This window comes from Streptacidiphilus anmyonensis (assembly GCF_000787855.1).
GTDB lineage: Bacteria > Actinomycetota > Actinomycetes > Streptomycetales > Streptomycetaceae > Streptacidiphilus > Streptacidiphilus anmyonensis.
Genome location: NZ_BBPQ01000004.1, coordinates 136,044 through 155,450, shown reverse-complemented (window position 1 = coordinate 155,450; position 19,407 = coordinate 136,044). Strand labels below are relative to the sequence as shown.

20 protein-coding genes and 3 tRNA genes are annotated in these 19,407 nt (G+C 71.0%); 9 read left to right on the top strand and 14 right to left on the bottom strand.

The window, feature by feature from the left end; translation table 11 throughout:
* Positions 1–294: 294 nt before the first annotated feature.
* A tRNA-Leu gene (locus TR50_RS06950) sits at positions 295–378 on the bottom strand.
* Positions 379–770: 392 nt separating this feature from the next.
* Between TR50_RS06950 and TR50_RS06945 the strand changes: the two genes are divergently transcribed.
* The 7 genes from TR50_RS06945 (at position 771) to TR50_RS06915 (ending at position 9,940) form a co-directional block, all read left to right on the top strand.
* On the top strand, positions 771–1,697 hold the full coding sequence (locus TR50_RS06945) for an FHA domain-containing protein (protein ID WP_042415982.1): 927 nt from the start codon (positions 771–773) through the stop codon (positions 1,695–1,697).
* 10 nt (positions 1,698–1,707) lie between these two features.
* Positions 1,708–2,238, top strand: a complete 531-nt coding sequence (locus TR50_RS06940) for an FHA domain-containing protein FhaB/FipA (protein WP_042415979.1) — start codon at positions 1,708–1,710, stop codon at positions 2,236–2,238.
* A gap of 168 nt (positions 2,239–2,406) precedes the next feature.
* Positions 2,407–3,933 (top strand): PP2C family protein-serine/threonine phosphatase, encoded by a 1,527-nt coding sequence (locus tag TR50_RS06935; protein ID WP_042415974.1) that lies wholly within the window; start codon positions 2,407–2,409, stop codon positions 3,931–3,933.
* A 43-nt stretch (positions 3,934–3,976) separates the two neighbouring features.
* The gene (locus TR50_RS06930) at positions 3,977–5,359 is read left to right on the top strand and encodes an FtsW/RodA/SpoVE family cell cycle protein (RefSeq protein ID WP_042415971.1); all 1,383 of its coding nucleotides are present in this window, start codon (positions 3,977–3,979) and stop codon (positions 5,357–5,359) included.
* Positions 5,360–5,434: 75 nt separating this feature from the next.
* Positions 5,435–6,895, top strand: a complete 1,461-nt coding sequence (locus TR50_RS06925) for a peptidoglycan D,D-transpeptidase FtsI family protein (protein WP_042415967.1) — start codon at positions 5,435–5,437, stop codon at positions 6,893–6,895.
* Between the two features lie 235 nt (positions 6,896–7,130).
* Positions 7,131–9,113, top strand: a complete 1,983-nt coding sequence (gene pknB / locus TR50_RS06920) for a Stk1 family PASTA domain-containing Ser/Thr kinase (protein WP_042415965.1) — start codon at positions 7,131–7,133, stop codon at positions 9,111–9,113.
* Positions 9,114–9,217: 104 nt separating this feature from the next.
* Positions 9,218–9,940, top strand: a complete 723-nt coding sequence (locus TR50_RS06915) for a class I SAM-dependent methyltransferase (protein ID WP_201776798.1) — start codon at positions 9,218–9,220, stop codon at positions 9,938–9,940.
* Here TR50_RS06915 and TR50_RS06910 read toward each other — a convergent pair.
* The 6 genes from TR50_RS06910 to TR50_RS06885 all read right to left on the bottom strand — a co-directional run bounded on the left by TR50_RS06910 (position 9,912) and on the right by TR50_RS06885 (position 14,297).
* Positions 9,912–10,592: a hypothetical protein gene (locus TR50_RS06910; RefSeq protein ID WP_042415962.1), complete on the bottom strand. Its 681-nt coding sequence runs from the start codon at positions 10,590–10,592 to the stop codon at positions 9,912–9,914. The two genes, TR50_RS06915 and TR50_RS06910, sit on opposite strands and share 29 nt — an antisense overlap.
* Positions 10,593–10,822: 230 nt before the next feature.
* Positions 10,823–11,812, bottom strand: a complete 990-nt coding sequence (locus TR50_RS06905; protein WP_052440804.1) for a class E sortase — start codon at positions 11,810–11,812, stop codon at positions 10,823–10,825.
* Entirely contained in the window at positions 11,809–12,462 is a 654-nt protein-coding gene (locus TR50_RS06900; RefSeq protein WP_042415959.1) for an aminodeoxychorismate/anthranilate synthase component II, read from the bottom strand. The genes TR50_RS06905 and TR50_RS06900 overlap by 4 nt, the downstream gene beginning before the upstream one ends.
* Positions 12,462–12,737 carry a hypothetical protein gene (locus tag TR50_RS42350; protein ID WP_052440803.1) on the bottom strand — a complete coding sequence of 92 codons (276 nt, stop codon included), beginning with the start codon at positions 12,735–12,737 and terminating at the stop codon, positions 12,462–12,464. Before TR50_RS42350 ends, TR50_RS06900 begins: the two co-directional genes overlap by 1 nt.
* 65 nt (positions 12,738–12,802) lie before the next feature.
* Positions 12,803–13,519: a class E sortase gene (locus TR50_RS06890; protein ID WP_042415957.1), complete on the bottom strand. Its 717-nt coding sequence runs from the start codon at positions 13,517–13,519 to the stop codon at positions 12,803–12,805.
* Positions 13,520–13,547: 28 nt separating this feature from the next.
* The gene (locus TR50_RS06885; protein ID WP_042416271.1) at positions 13,548–14,297 is read right to left on the bottom strand and encodes a DUF881 domain-containing protein; all 750 of its coding nucleotides are present in this window, start codon (positions 14,295–14,297) and stop codon (positions 13,548–13,550) included.
* A 161-nt stretch (positions 14,298–14,458) separates the two neighbouring features.
* On the opposite strand from TR50_RS06885, the gene crgA reads away from it, so the two are divergent.
* Positions 14,459–14,713, top strand: a complete 255-nt coding sequence (gene crgA, locus TR50_RS06880; RefSeq protein ID WP_042415953.1) for a cell division protein CrgA — start codon at positions 14,459–14,461, stop codon at positions 14,711–14,713.
* 247 nt (positions 14,714–14,960) lie between these two features.
* Here the strand turns inward: crgA and TR50_RS06875 are convergent, their stop codons facing one another.
* Positions 14,961–15,791 (bottom strand): rhomboid family intramembrane serine protease, encoded by an 831-nt coding sequence (locus TR50_RS06875; protein ID WP_042415951.1) that lies wholly within the window; start codon positions 15,789–15,791, stop codon positions 14,961–14,963.
* Between the two features lie 29 nt (positions 15,792–15,820).
* Complete coding sequence (locus TR50_RS06870; protein WP_042415948.1) at positions 15,821–16,342, bottom strand: peptidylprolyl isomerase; 522 nt, start codon at positions 16,340–16,342, stop codon at positions 15,821–15,823.
* Positions 16,343–16,560: 218 nt separating this feature from the next.
* Between TR50_RS06870 and TR50_RS06865 the strand changes: the two genes are divergently transcribed.
* A complete protein-coding gene (locus TR50_RS06865; protein WP_042415944.1) occupies positions 16,561–17,334 on the top strand; it encodes a DUF5324 family protein in 774 nt (257 codons plus the stop codon).
* 57 nt (positions 17,335–17,391) lie between these two features.
* Here TR50_RS06865 and TR50_RS06860 read toward each other — a convergent pair.
* From TR50_RS06860 to TR50_RS06845, 5 genes are all read right to left on the bottom strand, one after another.
* Positions 17,392–17,464 (bottom strand) — tRNA-Ala (locus tag TR50_RS06860).
* A gap of 85 nt (positions 17,465–17,549) precedes the next feature.
* Positions 17,550–17,681: a DLW-39 family protein gene (locus TR50_RS48480; protein ID WP_218161989.1), complete on the bottom strand. Its 132-nt coding sequence runs from the start codon at positions 17,679–17,681 to the stop codon at positions 17,550–17,552.
* A 150-nt stretch (positions 17,682–17,831) separates the two neighbouring features.
* A complete protein-coding gene (locus TR50_RS49980) occupies positions 17,832–18,455 on the bottom strand; it encodes a LysM peptidoglycan-binding domain-containing protein (protein ID WP_063775019.1) in 624 nt (207 codons plus the stop codon).
* A gap of 272 nt (positions 18,456–18,727) precedes the next feature.
* Positions 18,728–18,804: transfer RNA gene (locus tag TR50_RS06850), tRNA-Ile, on the bottom strand.
* Positions 18,805–18,884: 80 nt separating this feature from the next.
* A partial coding sequence (locus TR50_RS06845; RefSeq protein WP_236654301.1) for a DUF3566 domain-containing protein occupies positions 18,885–19,407 on the bottom strand: 523 nt, incomplete at its 5' end.

The window sequence follows — 19,407 nt, the reverse complement described above, 5'->3', positions numbered from 1 at the left end:
GCCGCCACCAGGGAGAGAACCGCCGCGGCGACCGCCGCCCGCGCGCCCCGCCGTCGGCCCGTCGTCGTACGCACCCGCGCCCCCCGCCCCGGAAAGGACCGCCGTTCACAGAATCACCACACGGCGGCAAGGCCCCGGTTCTAGCACCCCCGCACCGGCTCCCGGCACCCCCGCGCGGTCTCCGTGGCTCGACCGTTATCTGGCGGCCCGCGCCGCCGGGAGGGATCGACCCGGAATGACAACCGGGAATGACAAAGGCCCCGCAGTGAGTAATCTCACTGCGGGGCCTCGTTGTGCGCGAGGGGGGAGTTGAACCCCCACGCCCTTGCGGGCACTGGAACCTGAATCCAGCGCGTCTGCCTATTCCGCCACCCGCGCATCTGGGTGATGTCGTCGACTCTACCGAAGTTCCCCCGGGGCTTTCAAACCGGTTGTTTCCGGCTCGTTCAGCTCCGCGTTTCCTGCGGTGTCGCCTTCCGACGAGAAGAACAGTAGCACGTCGGAGGGGGTGGAATCACATCCGTCCGGCCCCGGCGGGCAGGGGGGCGCGCAAGCGGGCCCGGCCGAATGAGTGAGACTCGGATGTCCCCGCTCTGGGCCGGGTACGAGTCCACTGGCATCCTGCTGTCGGCTCGACGGCCCGAACGGCGTGGACGAGGAACCACACGTCCGCCTCGGGCGTAGATACGATCTGTAAGGCAGACAAGCAGCAGCCGCCCGCGCCCAGCGCGCCGGGTGGGACGACGACACCCGACGGAAGGGGGTGCCCCGTGGGAGCTCTGAAGAAGTTCGAGCAGCGGCTGGAGGGCTTCGTCAACGGCGCCTTCGCCAAGGTGTTCAAGTCCGAGGTGCAGCCTGTCGAGATCGCCGGTGCGCTGCAGCGCGAGTGCGACAACAACGCCAGCATCTGGAACCGGGACCGCACGGTCGTCCCCAACGACTTCATCGTCGAGCTCAGCCCGCACGACCACGAGCGGCTCAGCCCCTACTCGGGGCAGCTCGGCAACGAGCTGGCCGGCATGGTGCGCGAGTACGCGCAGGCCCAGCGCTACTCCTTCATGGGCCCGCTGAGCGTCCAGCTGGAGCGCGCCGACGACCTCGACACCGGGCTGTACCGGGTGCGCAGCCGGATCCAGGCCAACGAGGCCGCGCAGGCCCCGGCCCAGCCGCAGCACCAGCCGCCCGCCGCGCCCTACGGCGGCCCGCCGCAGCAGCCCTGGCAACCGCAGCCGGCCCAGGCGCCGATGGCCCCGCCGCCCGCCGCGCCGCCGCTGCCGAGCGTCGACGCGCCCACGTCCTTCAGTGGCAACCCGGCCTACCCCGGCAACCCCGCCGCCCGGCCCGGCGAGGGCAACCCGCACGGGTTCCCCGGCGCGCCCACCCAGCCTGCGCCCGTGCAGGGTCCCGCCGGCGCGGGCACCCGCCGCTGGCTGGAGCTGAACGGCCAGCGCCACCCGCTGGACCGTCCCGTGCTGGTGCTGGGCCGCAGTACCGAGGCCGACATCCGCGTCGACGACCCGGGCGTCTCCCGCCGGCACGCCGAGGTCCGCGTCGGAAACCCGAGCATGGTCCTCGACCTCGGGTCCACCAACGGCATCGTCGTCGACGGCCAGCACACAACTCGCGCTACGCTCCGCGACGGCTCACGGATCGTCGTGGGCAGTACGACCATCGTCTACCGGCAAGCCGAAGGGTGACGCGGGGCACATGTCAGAGCTGACCCTCACGGTCATGCGGCTCGGGTTCCTGGCCGTGTTGTGGCTGTTCGTGATCGTCGCCGTCCAGGTGATCCGCTCGGATCTGTTCGGCACCAAGATGACCCAGCGCGCGGCCACGACCGCGCGCCGCGGCGGGAACCCGACCACCGCCCGCCAGTCCTCGGGCGCGGCCGCGCCGCAGCAGCGCCAGCAGGCGCCCGCCCAGCCGCGGCAGCGCCGGGGCGCGCCGACCCACCTGGTGATCACCCAGGGCTCCCTGGCCGGCACCACCGTCGCGCTCCAGGGCCAGACCATCACGCTGGGCCGGGCCCACGACTCGACGATCGTCCTCGACGACGACTACGCGTCCTCCCGGCACGCCCGGATCTACCCCGACCAGAGCGCGGGGTCCTGGGTCGTCGAGGACACCGGCTCGACCAACGGCACCTTCCTGGACGACATGCGGCTGACCGGCCCGAGCCCGCTCCAGCCGGGTTCGGCGATCCGGATCGGCCGCACCGTCATCGAGCTGCGGAAGTGACGCGTCGATGAACCAGCGCACGAACCACGGCGGAGGCGGTCACGGGCCGGACCCGCAGGAGCAACGGGCCCTGGTTCGACCGCGTACGCAGCCGGGGCCGTACGATGCAGCAACGCACGCTGCACCGGGGCATCGCGCAGGGGACCGAGGGAAGGGGGCGGACGGCACATGAGCCTGGTGCTGCGATTCGCCGCCGGTTCGCACAAGGGCATGATCCGCGAGGGCAACGAGGACTCCGGCTACGCCGGTCCCCGCCTGCTCGCCGTCGCGGACGGCATGGGTGGACAGGCAGCGGGCGAGGTCGCCTCGTCGGAGGTGCTGTCCAGCATCGTCGAGCTCGACGAGGACGTCCCCGGAACCGACCCGATGGCCGCCCTCCAGGGCGCCGCGGAGCGCGCGAACGAGCGGCTGCGCGTCCTGGTCGAGGCCGACCCGAGCCTCGAGGGCATGGGCACCACGCTGACCGCCCTGCTGTGGACCGGCCAGACCGCCGGCCTGATCCACATCGGCGACTCCCGCGCCTACCTGCTGCGCGACGGCGTCCTGACGCAGATCACCACCGACCACACCTGGGTGCAGCGCCTCGTCGACGAGGGCCGGATCACCGAGGAGGAGGCCTCCACCCACCCGCAGCGCTCGCTGATCATGCGCGCGCTGATGGGGACGGGCGAGGTCGAGTCGGACCTGTCGATCCGCGAGGTCCGCGCCGGCGACCGCTACCTGCTCTGCTCCGACGGCCTGTCCGGCGTGGTCTCCCACCAGACGCTGGAGGAGACGCTCGGCAGCTACTACTCGCCCGAGCAGACCATCGCCGAGCTGATCGAGCTGGCGCTGCGCGGCGGCGGCCCCGACAACATCACCTGCGTCGTCGCCGACGCGCTGGACGTCGGCGACGCCGGCGACCACGACGCGATGGCCGCGCACTACGAGCTGGCCCCCGTCGTCGTCGGCGCGGTCGCCGAGGGCAACGCGCTCGGCCACCACTCGGTCGCCGACACGCCCGCCTCCCGCGCCGCCTCCCTCGGCCGCGCCAACGGCGCGCCCGGCGCGAACGCCGCCGGCGGCTACGGCGAGGACGAGGACGGCCACGGCGGCGGCTACCAGGAGTACGGCGAGTACGAGGGCGGCTTCGACGACGACTACGAGCCCGAGGGCCGTCGCAGCCGCCGCCGCGCGAAGGAGAAGAAGCGCCGCGGCTGGGTGCTGCCGACCACACTGGGCGTCGCGCTGCTCGCACTGCTGGGCGTGGGCGGGTACCTCGGCTACCAGTGGACGCAGGAGCAGTACTACGTCGGCGTCAACGGCGACCACCTCGCCATCTACAAGGGCGTCTCGCAGAACCTGGCCGGGCTCAAGCTCTCCTCGGTCTACGAGGACCACCCGGACGTCGCGATGAAGAACCTGCCCAGCTTCGAGCAGAAGAACCTGCAGACGCCCGTCACCGCGACCAGCCTCGGCGACGCCCAGAGCAAGATGAACGGCTTCAAGCACGAGGCGGCGGTCTGCCAGGAGGTGCGCAGCGTGAAGACGACGCCGCCGCCGAGCCCGACGCCCAACCCCAAGCCCTCCGAGAGCGGCAAGGCGGGCGCCCACCCCTCCACCTCTCCGAGCGCCTCCGCCAGCCCGCAGGCCTCGGCCACCCCGACGCTCAGCTCGTCGGACCAGATGCTGGCGCAGCAGTGCGTGACGTCCTGAGGATCCCCCCAGCGCCCCGGCGGGTACCCAGGGGTCCACTGACGTGACCACCGTGGAGAGCCGTGTTGTCGCGTGCGCCCCCCAGGGGCCCGCGTCGGTCCGTCGGAACACGGAACTCTCCCTGCTGGTCTTCGCCGCCCTGGTGCCGGTGCTGGCGTACGCCGAGACCGGCCTGGCCATGGACGGCCGGCTCCCGGCCGGCATGCTCGGGTACGGACTCGGACTCGGCTCCTTCGTCCTGCTCGCGCACCTCGGCGTCAGACGCTTCGCCCCGCACGCGGACCCGCTGATGCTGCCCATCGCCGCGCTGCTGAACGGGCTCGGACTGGTCTTCATCTGGCGCCTCGACAAGGCCCGCGAACTGCACCCGAACTTCCCCGCCGCACAGAACCAGCTGCTCTGGTCGGGGCTCGGCATCTCCCTGTTCATCGTCGTGATGGCGCGGCTGAAGGACTACCGAAGGCTCCAGCGCTACACCTACCTGTCCGGCTTCGCCGCCCTGGTGCTGCTCGCGCTGCCGGCGTTCTTCCCGGTCCGGGCCGGCGACTTCGGGGCCCGGATCTGGATCCACCTGCACGGCTTCTCGATCCAGCCCGGCGAGTTCGTGAAGATCCTGCTGCCGGTCTTCTTCTCCGGCTTCCTGATGGTCAAGCGCGACGCCCTGGCCCTGGCCAGCCGGCGGTTCCTCGGGCTGTACCTGCCGCGGGGACGCGACCTCGGGCCGATCGTCGTGGTGTGGGCGCTGAGCCTGCTGATCCTGGTCTTCGAGACCGACCTCGGCACCTCCGTGCTCTTCTTCGGCATCTTCGTGGTGATGCTCTACGTCGCCACCGAGCGCACCAGTTGGGTGCTGTCCGGCGTGCTGATGGCCGGGCTCGGCTTCTGGGCGGTCGCCCGCACCGAGGGGCACGTGCGCGGGCGCATCGAGGAGTGGCTGCACCCGCTGGCCGCCGCACCCGGGGCCGGCGTCGGACAGATCGGGCAGGCGCTGTTCTCGCTCGGGGCGGGCGGCGCGCTCGGGACGGGGCTCGGACAGGGGCACTCCTGGCTCATCGGCTTCGCCGCCAAGAGCGACTTCATCCTCGGCACCATCGGCGAGGAGACCGGCGTGACCGGGGTGATAGCGGTCCTGGTGCTCTACGGGCTGCTGGCCGAGCGCGGGCTGCGCACCGCGCTCGCCGCCCGCGACCCGTTCGGCAAGATGCTCGCGGTCGGGCTCTCCGCCGCGTTCGCGCTCCAGGTCTTCATCGTGGTCGGCGGCGTCACCGGGGCGATCCCGCTGACCGGCATGACGCTGCCGTTCGTGGCCCAGGGCGGGTCCTCGGTCATCACCAACTGGGCGCTGGTCGCGGTCCTGCTCAAGATCAGCGACCTGGCCCGGCGGCCCGCCCCCGGGGAGCCGCTGCAACCGGGAACACAGCCCTAGCCGTCATGGGGACATAGGGCGCCGATGTAGGGTGCCGATGGTCCAGATCCCGAACGCCGCCGGAGTGAGCGCCACGTGAACAAGCCGATCCGCAGGGTCTCCGTGTTCTGCATGCTCCTGGTCCTGGCGCTGATGATCCGCGCCAACTGGGTCCAGGGCCTGGACGCCAGCGCGCTCAACGCCAACGTGCACAACAAGCGCACCGTCATCGAGGCCTACAGCTACCCGCGCGGCGACATCATCGTCGGCGGCCAGTCGGTCACCAAGGACCTGCTGGTCAACGGCAACTACTACAAGTACCGCCGGGCCTACCTGAACGGGCCCATGTACGCGCCGGTGACCGGCTACTCCTCGCAGGCCTTCGGCTCCAACCTGCTGGAGAACGTCGAGGACCCGATCCTGTCCGGGAACGACCCGCGCCTGTTCTTCCGCAACGCCCTCGACACGCTGACCGGCAAGCAGAAGCAGGGCGGCGACGTCGTCACCACCATCAACCCGAAGGTGCAGCAGGCCGGCTGGGACGGGCTCCAGGGCAAGAAGGGCGCGGCGGTCGCCATCGACCCGTCGACCGGCGCGATCCTCGGCCTGGTCAGCTTCCCCTCCTACGACCCGACCAGCATCGCGGGCGTGACCCCTGACTTCGCCACGAACTGGCAGAAGCTGACCACCGACCCGAGCCAGCCGATGCTGAACCGGGCGCTGCGCGCGACCTACCCGCCCGGCTCGACCTTCAAGCTGATCACCGCCGCGGCCGCGCTGGAGACCGGCAAGGTCACCGACATCGACGCGCCGACCGACTCCCCGGACCCGTACATCCTGCCGGGCACGAACAACCAGAAGCTGGTCAACGAGGCCGGCGACACCGGTTGCAAGGACGCGACCATGAACGCCGCGCTGGCGATGTCCTGCAACACCGTGTTCGGCAAGCTCGGCGCCGAGATCGGCCAGCAGCGGATGCTGGACGAGGCCAAGAAGTTCGGCTTCAACAACTCCTCGCTGGACATCCCGGTCGGCGTCACCGCCAGCAACTTCGACACGAACATGGGCCCCGCGCAGACCGCGCAGTCCTCCATCGGCCAGTTCGACACCCGCGCCACCCCGCTGCAGATGGCCATGGTCGCCGCGGCGATCTGCAACAACGGCACGCTGATGAAGCCGTACCTGGTCTCCGAGGAGCGCTCCGCCAGCAACTCGGTGATCTCGCAGACCTCGCCGACGGAGCTGTCCCAGGCCACCACCCCCGACGTCGCCGCCAAGCTGCAGACGATGATGGTCAACGTGGTCCAGAACGGCACCGGCTCCACCGCCAAGATCCCGGGCGTCCAGGTCGGCGGCAAGACCGGTACCGCGCAGCACGGCGTGAACAACGACCAGAACCCCTACGCCTGGTTCGTCTCCTGGGCCAAGTCGGGCGGCAAGCAGATCGCGGTGGCCGTCGTGGTCGAGGACAGCGACACCTCCCGCGGCGACATCTCCGGCATGCACCTGGCCGCGCCGATCGCGAAGAACATGATGGAGGCGTACATCGGAAACTGACGCCGGATGTGACCTCAGTCACGCCCGGCGACAGTGCGCCGAACGGTGGGTGACGGAAACCACGTTCGATGTGTTCGTCCAGCGCAGACGTATTCCAGTCTTGTATCAGGTCGCTCGGTGAATCCGCTTTGACTTGCGAGCCCGGTAGCGTATCCGCAGCAGCGGTCTGTCCGTCCGCGCCACAACCCACGCCGGCGAGGCTGGGGGCAGACCGGAGAGGGAGAGGGCTCGAACCATGGAAGAACCGCGTCGCCTCGGCGGCCGGTACGAGCTGGGCGGCGTTCTCGGACGCGGCGGCATGGCCGAGGTCTACATCGGCCATGACATCCGGCTCGGGCGCGCCGTCGCCGTCAAGACGCTGCGGACCGACATGGCCCGCGACCCGTCTTTCCAGGCCCGGTTCCGGCGCGAGGCACAGTCCGCCGCGTCCCTGAACCACCCCTCGATCGTGGCCGTCTACGACACGGGCGAGGACTACATCGACGGCATCTCCATCCCGTACATCGTGATGGAGTACGTCGACGGCTCGACGCTGCGCGAACTGCTGCACTCCGGCCGCCGCCTGCTGCCCGAGCGCGCCATGGAGATGTGCATCGGCATCCTCCAGGCCCTGGAGTACTCGCACCGCAACGGCATCGTCCACCGCGACATCAAGCCCGCCAACGTCATGCTGACGCGCACGGGCCAGGTCAAGGTGATGGACTTCGGCATCGCCCGCGCCATGGGCGACGCCGGGATGACCATGACCCAGACCGCCGCGGTCATCGGCACCGCCCAGTACCTGTCGCCCGAGCAGGCCAAGGGCGAGCAGGTCGACGCCCGCTCCGACCTGTACTCCACCGGCTGCCTGCTCTACGAGCTGCTCACGGTGCGCCCGCCCTTCGTCGGCGACTCGCCGGTGGCCGTGGCCTACCAGCACGTCCGCGAGGAGGCGAACCCGCCCTCGTACTACGACCCGGAGATCCGGCCGGAGTACGACGCCATCGTGATGAAGGCGCTGGCCAAGGACCGCGACTACCGCTACCAGTCCGCGGACGAGATGCGCGCGGACATCGAGCGCGCCCTCGACGGCCTCCCGGTCGCCGCAGCGGCCGCCCCCACCATGGCCCTGGGCATGAACGGCTACGGCCAGCAGGCCGACGGCCGCACCATGGCCATGCCGCCGGTCCCCGGCGGCCAGACCAGCATCCTGCCCGGCAACGGCCAGGGCTACGACGCGGGCGGCGACGGCTACGAGCCCGGCGGCTACGACGACGGGTACGACGACGGCTACGGCGGCCGCGGCGATCGTCGTCGCGCGGCGAGCGGCGGCGGCAAGAACAAGAACACCTCGGTGATCGTGCTGATCGTCGCCGCGGTGCTGGTGCTGCTGGGCGCGTTCTTCGTCACCAGGTCGATGTTCGGCGGCACCGCCTCGCAGAGCATGCAGGTGCCGTCGCTGACCAACCAGTCCTTCGCCGGCGCGCAGCAGATGGTCACCAACAACTTCGGTGACAAGGTCAAGCTGGCGAAGGGCCCGTCCATCCAGTGCGACGCCAACGTCGCCACCAAGGACAACGTCTGCAAGCAGAGCCCGGCCGCCGGCACGACCATCCAGCAGGGCGGCACGATCACCGTCCAGCTGAGCAGCGGCCCGCTGACCGACGGCGTCCCGAACCTCCAGGGCCTGACCGTCGACCAGGCCACCCAGGCGCTGAACCAGCAGGGCTTCCAGCTCGGCCAGACCACGCAGGCGTCGTCGGCGACCGTGCCCAACGGCCAGATCATCAGCTACACGCCGACCGGCAGCCAGCCCAAGGGCACCACGATCAACATCGTGGTCTCCTCCGGCCAGGCGCTGGCGACGATCCCGAGCGACCTGGTCGGCCAGTCCTACGACCAGGCCTGCGCCGAGCTGAAGTCCCAGCACCTGAACTGCGCGAAGCAGATCCTCCAGCAGGCCGACCCGCAGTACGGGGCGAACTCCGTCACCCAGGTGCAGTACAACGGCCAGGCCGGGGCGGGGCAGCAGGTGCCGGACGGCACCGCGATCCTGCTGGTGGTCAACCCGGACGCCGCCGCGACCGACCAGGGCGGCACCGGCACCCCGACGGGCGGCCAGACCGGTGGCCAGACCGCCGGACAGACGGCCGGCCAGACCGGAGGCACCGGCCTGCTCGGTGGCAACAACGGCAACGGCAACGGCGGAGGCAACGGCGGCTGGCCCGGCGGCGGCTGAGCCGGACCGCTGCGCTGCGCGTCGCACCTCATCAGGGGCGCGGGGATCCTCCCCGCGCCCCTGGCGCATTGCGGGGACGCCACCCCGCCCGCCAGACTGGCGCGGTGATCCCCGTCACCTCACTCCGCCCGCTCCCCGACGCAGCGGACTTCGTCCGCGCGCACACCCGGCTCGCCCCCGCGAGCCCCGGATTCCTCACCGAGGTGCGACTGCACCTCGCCGACCGGGTCTTCGAGTTGTGGGAGGAGACGGAGAGCGCGTCCGGCGGGGACGAGGCTCCGCCTCCCTTCTGGGCACAGGCGTGGGCGGGCGGCCTGGCCCTCGCCCGCTACGTGCTGGACCACCCCGAGACCGTCGCCGGCAGGCGCGTCCTCGACCTCGCGTCCGGCTCCGGGCTCGTCGCCGTCGCGGCGATGAGGGCGGGCGCCACCACCGTGGCCGTCAGCGAGATCGACCCCCTGGCCCTGGACGCCCTCTCCCTCAACGCCGACGCCAACGGCGTGACCCTGGGCCCCTCCCTCGGGGACGTCCTGGACTGCGACCCGACGCCGGAGGCGGACGTCGTGCTCGTCGGCGACGCGTTCTACGAACGCACCATGGCCACCCGCGTCCTCGCGTTCCTGCGCCGCGCGCAGGAACGCGGGGCGACCGCACTGGTCGGCGACCCGGGACGCACCTACCTACCGCGTACCGAGTTCGACGCGCTCGCGACCTACGCGGTCCCCGTCCAACGGGAGTTGGAGGACGCGGAGACCAAGCAGACGACGGTCTGGAAACTCGCCGGCGCCCACCCCACCCTCACTCCCGCCGCCGTCGCCGGAGCCTGAGCCCCCGCTCGGCCCGCAGCTCGCCCAGCTCCTCCCGGATGCCCACGAGCGTCTGCTGCATGTCCGCCACCGCGCACTCGACGTCGGTGACCTTGACGCTCAACGCACCGATCACCTCGGTGTGCGGCCTCAGCCGCACGTCGATGCGCGAGTCGACGATCTCGCACGCCACCCTGGCGGCCGTCGTGGCCGCGAGCTCGGTGACGTAGCGCTCGAGCCGCCCGGGCGCATACCCGCCCGACTCCTCCGCGTCGAGCAGGTGCACCCGCACCCGCCGCGCGACGTCGCTGTCGCGCAGCAGCATCGCGACGTTCAGCACCGCCCGACGACTGAGCAGGGTCAGGTGCGATCGGAGGGCCTGTGGATAACTCTTGTTCGAAAGGGACAAGATGTCCCTATCGAAGCCGACCAGCGCTTCTCCCCGAAGCACGGTCATCCCGTTCGATTCCAGCTCCTCGCGGTGGCGCTGAACGATCTTCTTGATCGCCTCGACGTCGACCTCGAAGTACTGCGCCGCCAACGCCGTGGTGACGTGGACGCCGTCGGGCAGTAGCTGGAGCGCCTTGACCTTGTCCAGCGCCTCGATCCGGTCGCTCACGCCGGCACGCGCCGTGCGGGACTCCAACAGGACGGCCTGATCGTTGGTACTCATCGTTCGGTGGTCCTTCCACTCATCGGGATTCGCGAGAGATGGAAGAGGTGTCAGGGCACGCCACAGACCGATGAATTCCTCGGGGCTCCCCTGAACGTGTCGTCGACTCAACTGTGCTGCCCGCACACCGGTCCCGGTCGTATCACGTCGCACCACGTCGCCCCGGAATCTCATCCGTTCGGCCTAACGAGCCACGCCGCCACCCGGTTACGGCGGTCGGCGAGCGAGTGTCAGCCCGACAGCGCCGCCGGCGTACGGCCTGCGCTCTTGGGGAGGTCCTCGACGAGGCGGCCCCAGACGGCCATGCGGTAGGTCGAGGTGAACTCGGGCGTGCAGGTCGTCAGGGTGATGTAGCGGCCAGGGCCCTTGAAGCCGCTCTGCGGCGGGACGGGGGCGATGACGGAGACGTTGTCCGGGGAGGTCTGCGGGAGCGAGCCGGTGACGACGTAGGTGTACCAGTCGTAGGCCGTCTCCACGACGATCTTGTCGCCGGGAACCAGGCGCGGGATGTACCGGAACGGCTCGCCGTGCGTGTTGCGGTGGCCGGCCAGGGCGAAGTTGCCCGAGGCGTCCCAGGGGAAGGCCGTCTCCTGGGCGCCGGTGTAGTGGCCCACGAGACCGTTGTCGAGGATGGACGTCTTGTCCGTGCCCTCTGCGACCGGGGTCTTCACGTCCAGCTTGGGGATGTAGATGATGGCGAACTTCGTCCCGAACGCGATGGAGTCCGGATAGGGCGGGTGACTCTTGGCCGTCGCGCCACCACCCCACTGGTGCTCCAGCGTCGACGCCTGACCCGACGCGTACGCGTCCGCGCGGACGTTCGTCCACCACAGCTGGTAGGCGACGAAGAGGATCATCACCACGCCCAGCGTGATCAGCAGCTCGCCGAAGACCCGCACGGCGACGATGCCGGGGCCGTCCTGACGCGCCTTCGCCGCGCGGCGGCGCGCCGCCCGGCCACCGCCGGCCGACGGCGAGGGCGGCGGGGGAGTCACAGAGGTGCCGCGCCGCCGCGCGGCGCGACCGCCCGTCGCGGGCGTGGTCGCCGGCGGCGTCGCGGCCGCCGCGCCGGTCGAAGCCGCCGCGGACTGCGGGGGAGTGGAGAGCACGCGCAGCCGCAGCGTCTCGTCGGACTCCTCCGCGAAGAACGGCCCCCAGTCCGGCTCCGGCTCCGGTTCGGGCTCCGGTTGCGCACCGGGCTCGGGGCGCACCGCGGTCACGCGACCGCCACCCGGCCGATCACCGGGGCCAGCCCGGCCGAGCGGGCCACGGCCTCCGGATCACCGCAGGCGGTGAGCCAGTTGGCGAGCATCCGGTGGCCGCCCTCGGTCAGCACCGACTCCGGGTGGAACTGGACGCCCTCGACCGGCAGTTGCGTGTGCCTCAGGCCCATGATGACGCCGGTGTCCGTCCACGCCGTGACGTGCAGCTCATCCGGGACGGTGTCGCGGTCCACAGCGAGTGAGTGGTAGCGGGTCGCGGTCAGCGGCGAGTGCAGGCCGGCGAAGACGCCGCCGTCCTCGTGGCTGACCGGCGAGGTCTTGCCGTGCAGCAGCTCGGGCGCGCGGCCGACGACCGCGCCGTAGGCGACGGCGATCGACTGGAGGCCGAGGCACACGCCGAACACCGGCAGCCCGATCCCGGCGCAGTGGTGCACCATCTCGATGCAGACCCCGGCCTCCTCGGGCGCGCCGGGCCCGGGGGAGAGCAGCACACCGTCGTAGGCGTCCCTGGTCACCGAGGCGAGGTCCACCTCGTCGTTGCGCCGCACCTCGCACTCCGCGCCCAGCTGGTACAGGTACTGGACCAGGTTGAAGACGAAGCTGTCGTAGTTGTCGACGACCAGGATGCGGGCGGGACGGGCGGACATCAGACGACGACTCCATGGTTCTGGGAGAGCTCGGCGACCGGCAGGCGGTGCGCACCGTTGAGCGTGGAGGCAGTGGGGCCCGGTGACGGCGGGGCCGTGGAACCCGAGCCGGACCCGTTGCCGTTGACGGTCACGTCACCGAAGGGGAGCAGCGGCTCCAGCCTCGGGAAGACGAACTGGAACAGCACGAAAACGGCGGCCAGGAACAGGAGCAGGCACTGCAGGGCGCGCAGCGGTGCACTGCCGGGCAGCTTGCGCCACAGAAAGCCGTACATCGAGCCTGTCTCCTCCTGTCGGCACCAGGGTATCGGGCACCCCTGTGCGCAGCGGTCGATCCCGCCTATCCCGGCAGCCCCCGGGGCGGGCCGGCCGACACCGGCGTGGTGGACACCAGACGGCCCCACTCGATCAGCCGGTGGCTGTGCCCCCAGGCCGGGTCGCACGTGGTCAGGGTCAGGTACGAGCCGGGCCCGGGGTATCCGGACTCCGGCGGCACCGGGTCGAGCACGCCGACGTCGGTCGGCAGGGTCCGCAGCGGCGTGCGGTCGAGTCGGTAGACGTACCAGAAACGGCCGTCGTCCACGTAGATCCGGTCCCCCGGACGGAGCAGCGGGAAGTCGTTGAAGGGGTTCCCCCAGGTGCGGCGGTGCCCGGCGAGGGCGAAGTTCCCCGCCTGGCCGGGCTCCGCGGTGCCGGTGTAGTGGCCGATGCCCTTCTGCAGGTCGGTGACGCCGGTGCCCTCGATGATCGGCTTCTTCCAGTCCCGGCCGAAGCGCGGGATGTAGAGGACGGCGAACGCCTGGTCCGGCGGGTACGCGAACGCGGACGGCGTGGGGGACGGGGCGGACGCGGTCGCGGCGGACCCGGACGGCGACGGCGTGGGGGCGGCGGTCGTCGTCGACTGGTCCCACTGCTGCTGCAGGCGGCTCAGCTCCCCCGCCATGGCCTGGTCGGCGGAGATGTCGGTCCAGAACAGCAGGTAGCAGGTGAGCAGCACGATCAGCGCGCCGACGGTGATGCACAGCTCCACCAGCGTCCGGGCGACCAACCGACCCACCGCTGCCCTCCCCCGCGACCCCTCGTCGCTACTTCGCCTTGGCGAACTGGAGGTCCACTGTGCCCGAGTAGCCCGGAAGAGTCATCGCCCGCGACGACTGGACTTTCCAGCCGAGCCCGTAGGCGGTGACGTACTGCAGGTAGGTCTGGATGTAGGTGTCGCCGTTCAGCGCCGTCTCCAGCGCCTTGGGCGTGCCGACCGCCCGGATCACGTAGGGCGGGGAGTAGACGCGGCCCTGGAGGATCAGCTGGTTGCCGACGCAGCGCACCGCGCTGGTGGAGATGAGCCGCTGGTCCTGCACCTGGATGCCGCGGGCGCCGCCGCGCCACAGCGCGTTGACGACGGCCTGCAGGTCCTGCTGGTGGATGACCAGGTCGTCGGGCTGCGGCTGCGGGACGCCGGGGATCCGCGCGGTGGCGTTCGGCGGCGCGTCGTTGAGGGTGACGGTCAGGCCCTGGCCGGTCACCGGATCGAGTCCGGCGGCCTTCTCGAGCGCGACCAGCCTGGCCTGGTCGGCCGGGTTGCCGGGGTGCTGCTGCGCGAGCGCGTCGATCTGCGCGCGCAGCGCGGCGACCTGCGCGTCGGCGGTGGCGTTGTCGCGGCTGCGCTGCTGTATCAGGTCGGAGAGCCGCAGCAGGGTGTTGTCGTTGCGCAGGTCGGTGCCGTTGGCGGTGTGGGCGCTGGTGTAGAAGAGAAATCCGGCCAGAGCGAAGATCAGGCAGGTCAGGGCACGCCCGACATATCGCCCCTGGCGACGCGGACGGGAAGTTCCCTCGATCGGAGGATTGTCCGACCCGGGCGGAACTTCTTCCGAATCTGACACGTACCCTTATCTCCTTCCGACTCCCAGAGCCACTACGCTAACGGACGCCGGGGTACGCAGCCGCACCCCTGCCCGCGCGCCCCTGCGATCGGCCCACGTCCCCGGGAGCCTTACCAGTGCCGAAGTCACGCCTCCGCAAGAAGTCGGATTACACCCCGCCGACCACGGCCGCGACGGCGGTCAAGCTCAAGTCGGGCCGCGGCTTCATCGCCCCGCTGATGCTGGGTCTGTTCCTGGTCGGCCTGGTCTGGATCGTCGTCTACTACGTGACGAACGCGCAGTGGCCGATCAGCGCCATCGGGAACTGGAACATCCTGATCGGCTTCGCCTTCATCGCGGGCGGCTTCGGCGTCTCCACCCAGTGGAAGTAGCCGGAAAGGCTTGTCCACACACTTATCCACAGTGGGGAAAAACCCTGACTATCTGTGGATAACTCGATCGGGACAGTCCCCGGCCCCGCCGGCGCACCTCGTTGAATCCGCAGGTGAACGCGCGTAGCGAAGGTCACATCGCAGCGGCTCGCACGGTTGTGCGAGCCGCTTTGCACATCTTGTGGATAACCTCACACCCCAGGCGCTCAGGCACGCGCGCTCAGGCGCCCGGCCACTCGCGCTCCGCTCAGGCGGCGATGTGGGTGGCCGCGTACAGGCTGACCCCCGCCACCAGCGCGGCCACCAGCCCCACCACGACCGCCTGCACCAGGTCCCGGCGCTTCGCCGGCGTCGGCGGGGCGTGCACGAAGCCGACCGCGAGCAGCGCGCCCACGACCAGGCCCCCGATGTGCGCCTGCCAGGCGATGAAGCCCAGCGAGAAGGTGGCGACCAGGTTCACCACCAGCACGGCCATGATCGGTCCCAGCGAGAAGCCCCGGTGCCGGTGGATGACCACCACCGCGCCGAAGAGCCCGAAGATCGCCCCGGAGGCGCCGGCCACGACCTCCACCGGGTTCGTCAGCATCAGCAGCGCGGAGCCGGCGATGCCGGACAGCAGGTAGAGCAGCAGGTAGCGGAGCCGGCCGAGCGCCGACTCCACGTACGGGCCCAGGATCCACAGCGACCACATGTTCATCGCGATGTGCAGGATCCCGAAACTGCTCGGCTCGTGCAGGAAGACCGAGCTGACCATGCGGTACCACTGGTCCCCGGTGACGACCGCGTCGCCCTGCATGACCAACCGGTAGAAGAGGTTGTCGCCGCCGACGAAGGCCAGCACCCACACCGCGAGGTTGGCCCCGATCAGCCACCGCGTGACCAGCGCGCCGTCGGCGCGCGCCGGGCCGCCGTAGTCGGTGCGGGCCTGGCGCACCGGGGCCGCCCGCCCTCCGTGCACGCAGTCCAGGCACTGGAATCCGACGGCGGCTTCGACCCGGCACTCGGGACAGACCGGCCGCTCGCAGCGCGAGCAGCGCACGCCCGTCTCCCGGCCGGGGTGGCGGTAGCAGTCCGGCATGGCGACGCGCTCCCCAGGGACCCCGGCCGTCAGCGGCGGGTGACGGTCACGGACTCGAGTACGACCGGCTGCTCCGGCCGCTCCCCCGCGGTCGGCACGGTCGCGATGGCGTCGACGACCTTCTTCGACGCCTCGTCGGCGACCTCGCCGAAGATGGTGTGCTTGCGGTTCAGGAACGGCGTGGTGTCCACCGTGATGAAGAACTGCGAGCCGTTGGTGCCCGGCCCGGCGTTGGCCATGGCCAGCAGGTAGGGGCGGTCGAAGACCAGCTCGGGGTGGATCTCGTCCTTGAACTGGTAGCCGGGCCCGCCGACGCCGGTGCCCAGCGGGTCGCCGCCCTGGATCATGAAGCCGGGGATGACGCGGTGGAAGACGGTGCCGTCGTAGAGCCGGGCCGAGCTGACCTCACCGGTGCCGGGGTGGGTCCACTCGCGGCCGCCCTCCGCCAGCTCCACGAAGTTCGTCACCGTCCTGGGGGCGTGGAACTGGAAGAGCTTGAGCTCGATGTCCCCGTGGCTGGTGTGGAGGGTGGCGAACAGCTGCTGGGCCACGATGCGCCTTCCTGCCGGGGTGACCCCGGCCGATCGGGTCCGGATCCCGAACGATCCTGACGAATGAATCCTCGCACGCCCTGTGCATCGCCTCACAAAGGAGCAGGATGCAGAAGAGAAGACATGCCGCTTTTCAGCGCGCCGCAGGACGAATCAGGCGGCATGATCTCTCATTGGGTGATACGAGACGAAGAGGACGCCCGAGGAGGAGGTTTCCGGTGAGCCGGATCGACACAGCTCGCGAGGCAGCCAGTCGCACCCGCGAGCAGCTCACTCCCTACGCGCTGAGCGCCAGGGACACCGCGGCCCAGTACAGCGGGGAGGCGTGGCAGAAGGTCGCCCCCGCACTCGGATCCGCAGTGGAACAGGCCCGGCAGGCGGCGCAGAGCCGCGTGCAGACCCAGGTGGTGCCCTTGTGGGAGAAGGGCCGCGGCAGCGTGCCGCCGGCCGTGGACGAGGCGGTCGCCAAGGCCGCGCGCCAGGCCGCCCAGCAGGCCAAGGTCGCCGCCCGGCAGGCCCGCGAGGCCGCCGCGGTCGCCGCCGACCAAGCCCGCAGCATCGCCCAGGAGCGCGTCCTGCCCGCCGCCGAACTGGCCGCCCAGCAGGTCCACGACCGCTCCCTGGCCGCCATCCCGGTGCTGCGCGGGCAGGTCTCGCTCGCCGAGGTCGAGGCGCTGACGAAGGCCCACGAACAGGCCGCCCGCAGGGGCCGCTGGACCCGCCGCGGCCTCACCCTGCTGGCCCTGGGCGCGCTCGCCACCGGCGGCCTGGCCGCGTGGAAGTGGTATCGCAAGCAGAGCAACCCCGACTGGCTGGTCGAGCCGCCCACCACGTCCATCCCGCTGCGGGACACCGCCCCCGGCACCGGCGGCTCCAGCGCCAGCAGCGCCGTCAACGGCTCGCTGCCGCTCGACCCCGAGGTCGAGGCGAAGGAGGCGGAGGAGGCCGCGGGCAACACCGGGACGGCGAACGAGCGCAAGAAGAAGTCGTGAGACAACGACGAGGGGCTCCGATCAGCGACTGATCGGAGCCCCTCGTGCATGCGGGTGTGGAGCCTAGGGGAGTCGAACCCCTGACATCCGCCATGCAAAGACGGCGCTCTACCAACTGAGCTAAGGCCCCGTGAACTGCCGCGCACAAGCGTACCCGCTCGGCACGGCAGGAAAGACCAGGCGCTGACTCAGCGCCCTGACTCAGCCGGAGTGACTCAGCGGGAGCCGGCCGGGATCGGGTCCGTCGCCTCGGTCCACAGGTCCTGCTCGGCGCGGTCCGCCTGCACCTGGCGGTAGACGAAGTACCCGCCCAGAGCGACCAGAACAACCAGCAGAAGCTTCTTCACCGCGAGACCTCGACTTCCTCGATGACGTCCTTGCCGCGATGCTACACCCCATCAGCGGACACTCTGAGCGGTACAACGAGCGAACCCCGAGCCCGCAACGCGGCACCCTCAGCGCACCGTCAGCGCACCCTCGGCGCACCCCCGGCGCCCTCACCGGTGGAGACGCAGGACCTCTCCGGGCCTGATCTGGTCGGGATTGGCGCCGATGGTCAGCCGGTTCATCTCGAAGAGCACGGGCCAGCCGCCGACGACGTGGTTCGCCGCCGCGATGCCGGCGAGCGTGTCACCGGGCCGGACCCGGACCGTCCAGGCTCCGCCGTACTGCTGGGCGCCCTGGTTCCCCTGCGCCACCTCGTGCGGTCGGCCCGCGCACGCGCCGCGGGGTCCGCACACGGGCCACGGCCCGAGGCCGCGGCGCACGGCCAGGTGGTTCGCGATGGTGATCTGCTGGTTCCGGTCGGCGAGGTCGGCCCGGGGCGCGTACGCCAGCCCTCCGTTGGCCCGCCACGTCGCCTGGTCGAACTGCAGCCCGCCGTAGTACCCGTTGCCGGTGTTGATGGCCCAGTCGCCGCCGCTCTCACAACGCGCGATCTTGTCCCAGTCCACTCCGCTGCGGCTCTCGTGCGCGGCGACCGCCCGCACGGTCCGGGCCTGGTGCCCGATCTGGGGCTGGGCCTCGGCCGACGGCACGAACGCCGCGAGCACCGCCAGCGAGCACAGCATGAGCAGGAGCAGCTTCAGGGCCTTGACCGGCAGGGAGGCGGACGGCAGCACGGGCACTCCAGACCTTCGGCAACAGGGACACGGGCGCCGGAGCGCCGCTCTCCCAGCGATGCACTGCGCACGCGGCATCTGCCGCCGACACGACCGGAAGGTCACCCGTCCGGACGCGGCACATCATCCGCTCTGCGGAACGGAACGCGCCCGGAAACCGGGCCCTGAACGCGGCCGTGAACAGGGCCGTGAACACAGCCCGAAACAACGCCGGAAGGAACGCCGGAAACAAGGAACGCCCCGGACGGGAATCCCGTCCGGGGCGTCGACGCTGGTGGGCCTAACAGGACTTGAACCTGTGGCCTCTTCCTTATCAGGGAAGCGCTCTAACCGTCTGAGCTATAGGCCCGCGCTGCGTTGCGTTAGAAGATTAGCGCACCTGCAGCTCAATGCCCAAATCGCTTCCCGGGGGCTGCGCCCCAGGTCAGCTCAGTCCTCCTCGGCGAGGGTCACCTCGACGCCGCCGGTCATGCCCGCGGCCGTGTTGTAGATGAACGAGGCCAGCGTGCACAGCGCCGTCATCAGCACCACGTCCACCACCGCGATCAGCAGGGTGAACAGGAAGACGTTGCCGAACGAGAGGTACGACTGGAGGTCGAAGCCCGACGTGGCGTCCGTGCCGGTCGTGGCCTGCTTGAGGGTGCCGCCGACCGAGCTGAAGACGCCGGCCGCGTCCAGCACCATCCACAGCAGCGAGACGCCCACGACGGTGACCACGCCGAGCGCGATGGACAGCAGGAAGCTGACCTTCATCACCGTCCACGGGTCCGTGCGCACCACGCGCAGCCGGGCCCGACGGGTGCGGCCGGACGGCGGGGCCGCGTTCGGGCCGGGACGGCGGGCGGGCACCCCTGCGGGGCTGCCCGCGGAGCCGGAGCCGCCCGCAGGGCCCCCCGCGGGGGCGCCGGTGGCCGCGCCCGGGACCGGCGTGCCACCCGGCGGCCGGGGCTGG

Excerpts from the sequence above, each read along its gene's own strand:
- TR50_RS06940 (WP_042415979.1), top strand. The coding sequence starts at position 1,708 with ATGTCAGAGCTGACCCTCACGGTCATGCGGCTCGGGTTCCTGGCCGTG.
- TR50_RS06935 (WP_042415974.1), top strand. The coding sequence starts at position 2,407 with ATGAGCCTGGTGCTGCGATTCGCCGCCGGTTCGCACAAGGGCATGATC.
- pknB (WP_042415965.1), top strand. The coding sequence starts at position 7,131 with ATGGAAGAACCGCGTCGCCTCGGCGGCCGGTACGAGCTGGGCGGCGTT.
- TR50_RS06910 (WP_042415962.1), bottom strand. The coding sequence starts at position 10,592 with ATGAGTACCAACGATCAGGCCGTCCTGTTGGAGTCCCGCACGGCGCGT.
- TR50_RS06900 (WP_042415959.1), bottom strand. The coding sequence starts at position 12,462 with ATGTCCGCCCGTCCCGCCCGCATCCTGGTCGTCGACAACTACGACAGC.
- TR50_RS42350 (WP_052440803.1), bottom strand. The coding sequence starts at position 12,737 with ATGTACGGCTTTCTGTGGCGCAAGCTGCCCGGCAGTGCACCGCTGCGC.
- TR50_RS06875 (WP_042415951.1), bottom strand. The coding sequence starts at position 15,791 with ATGCCGGACTGCTACCGCCACCCCGGCCGGGAGACGGGCGTGCGCTGC.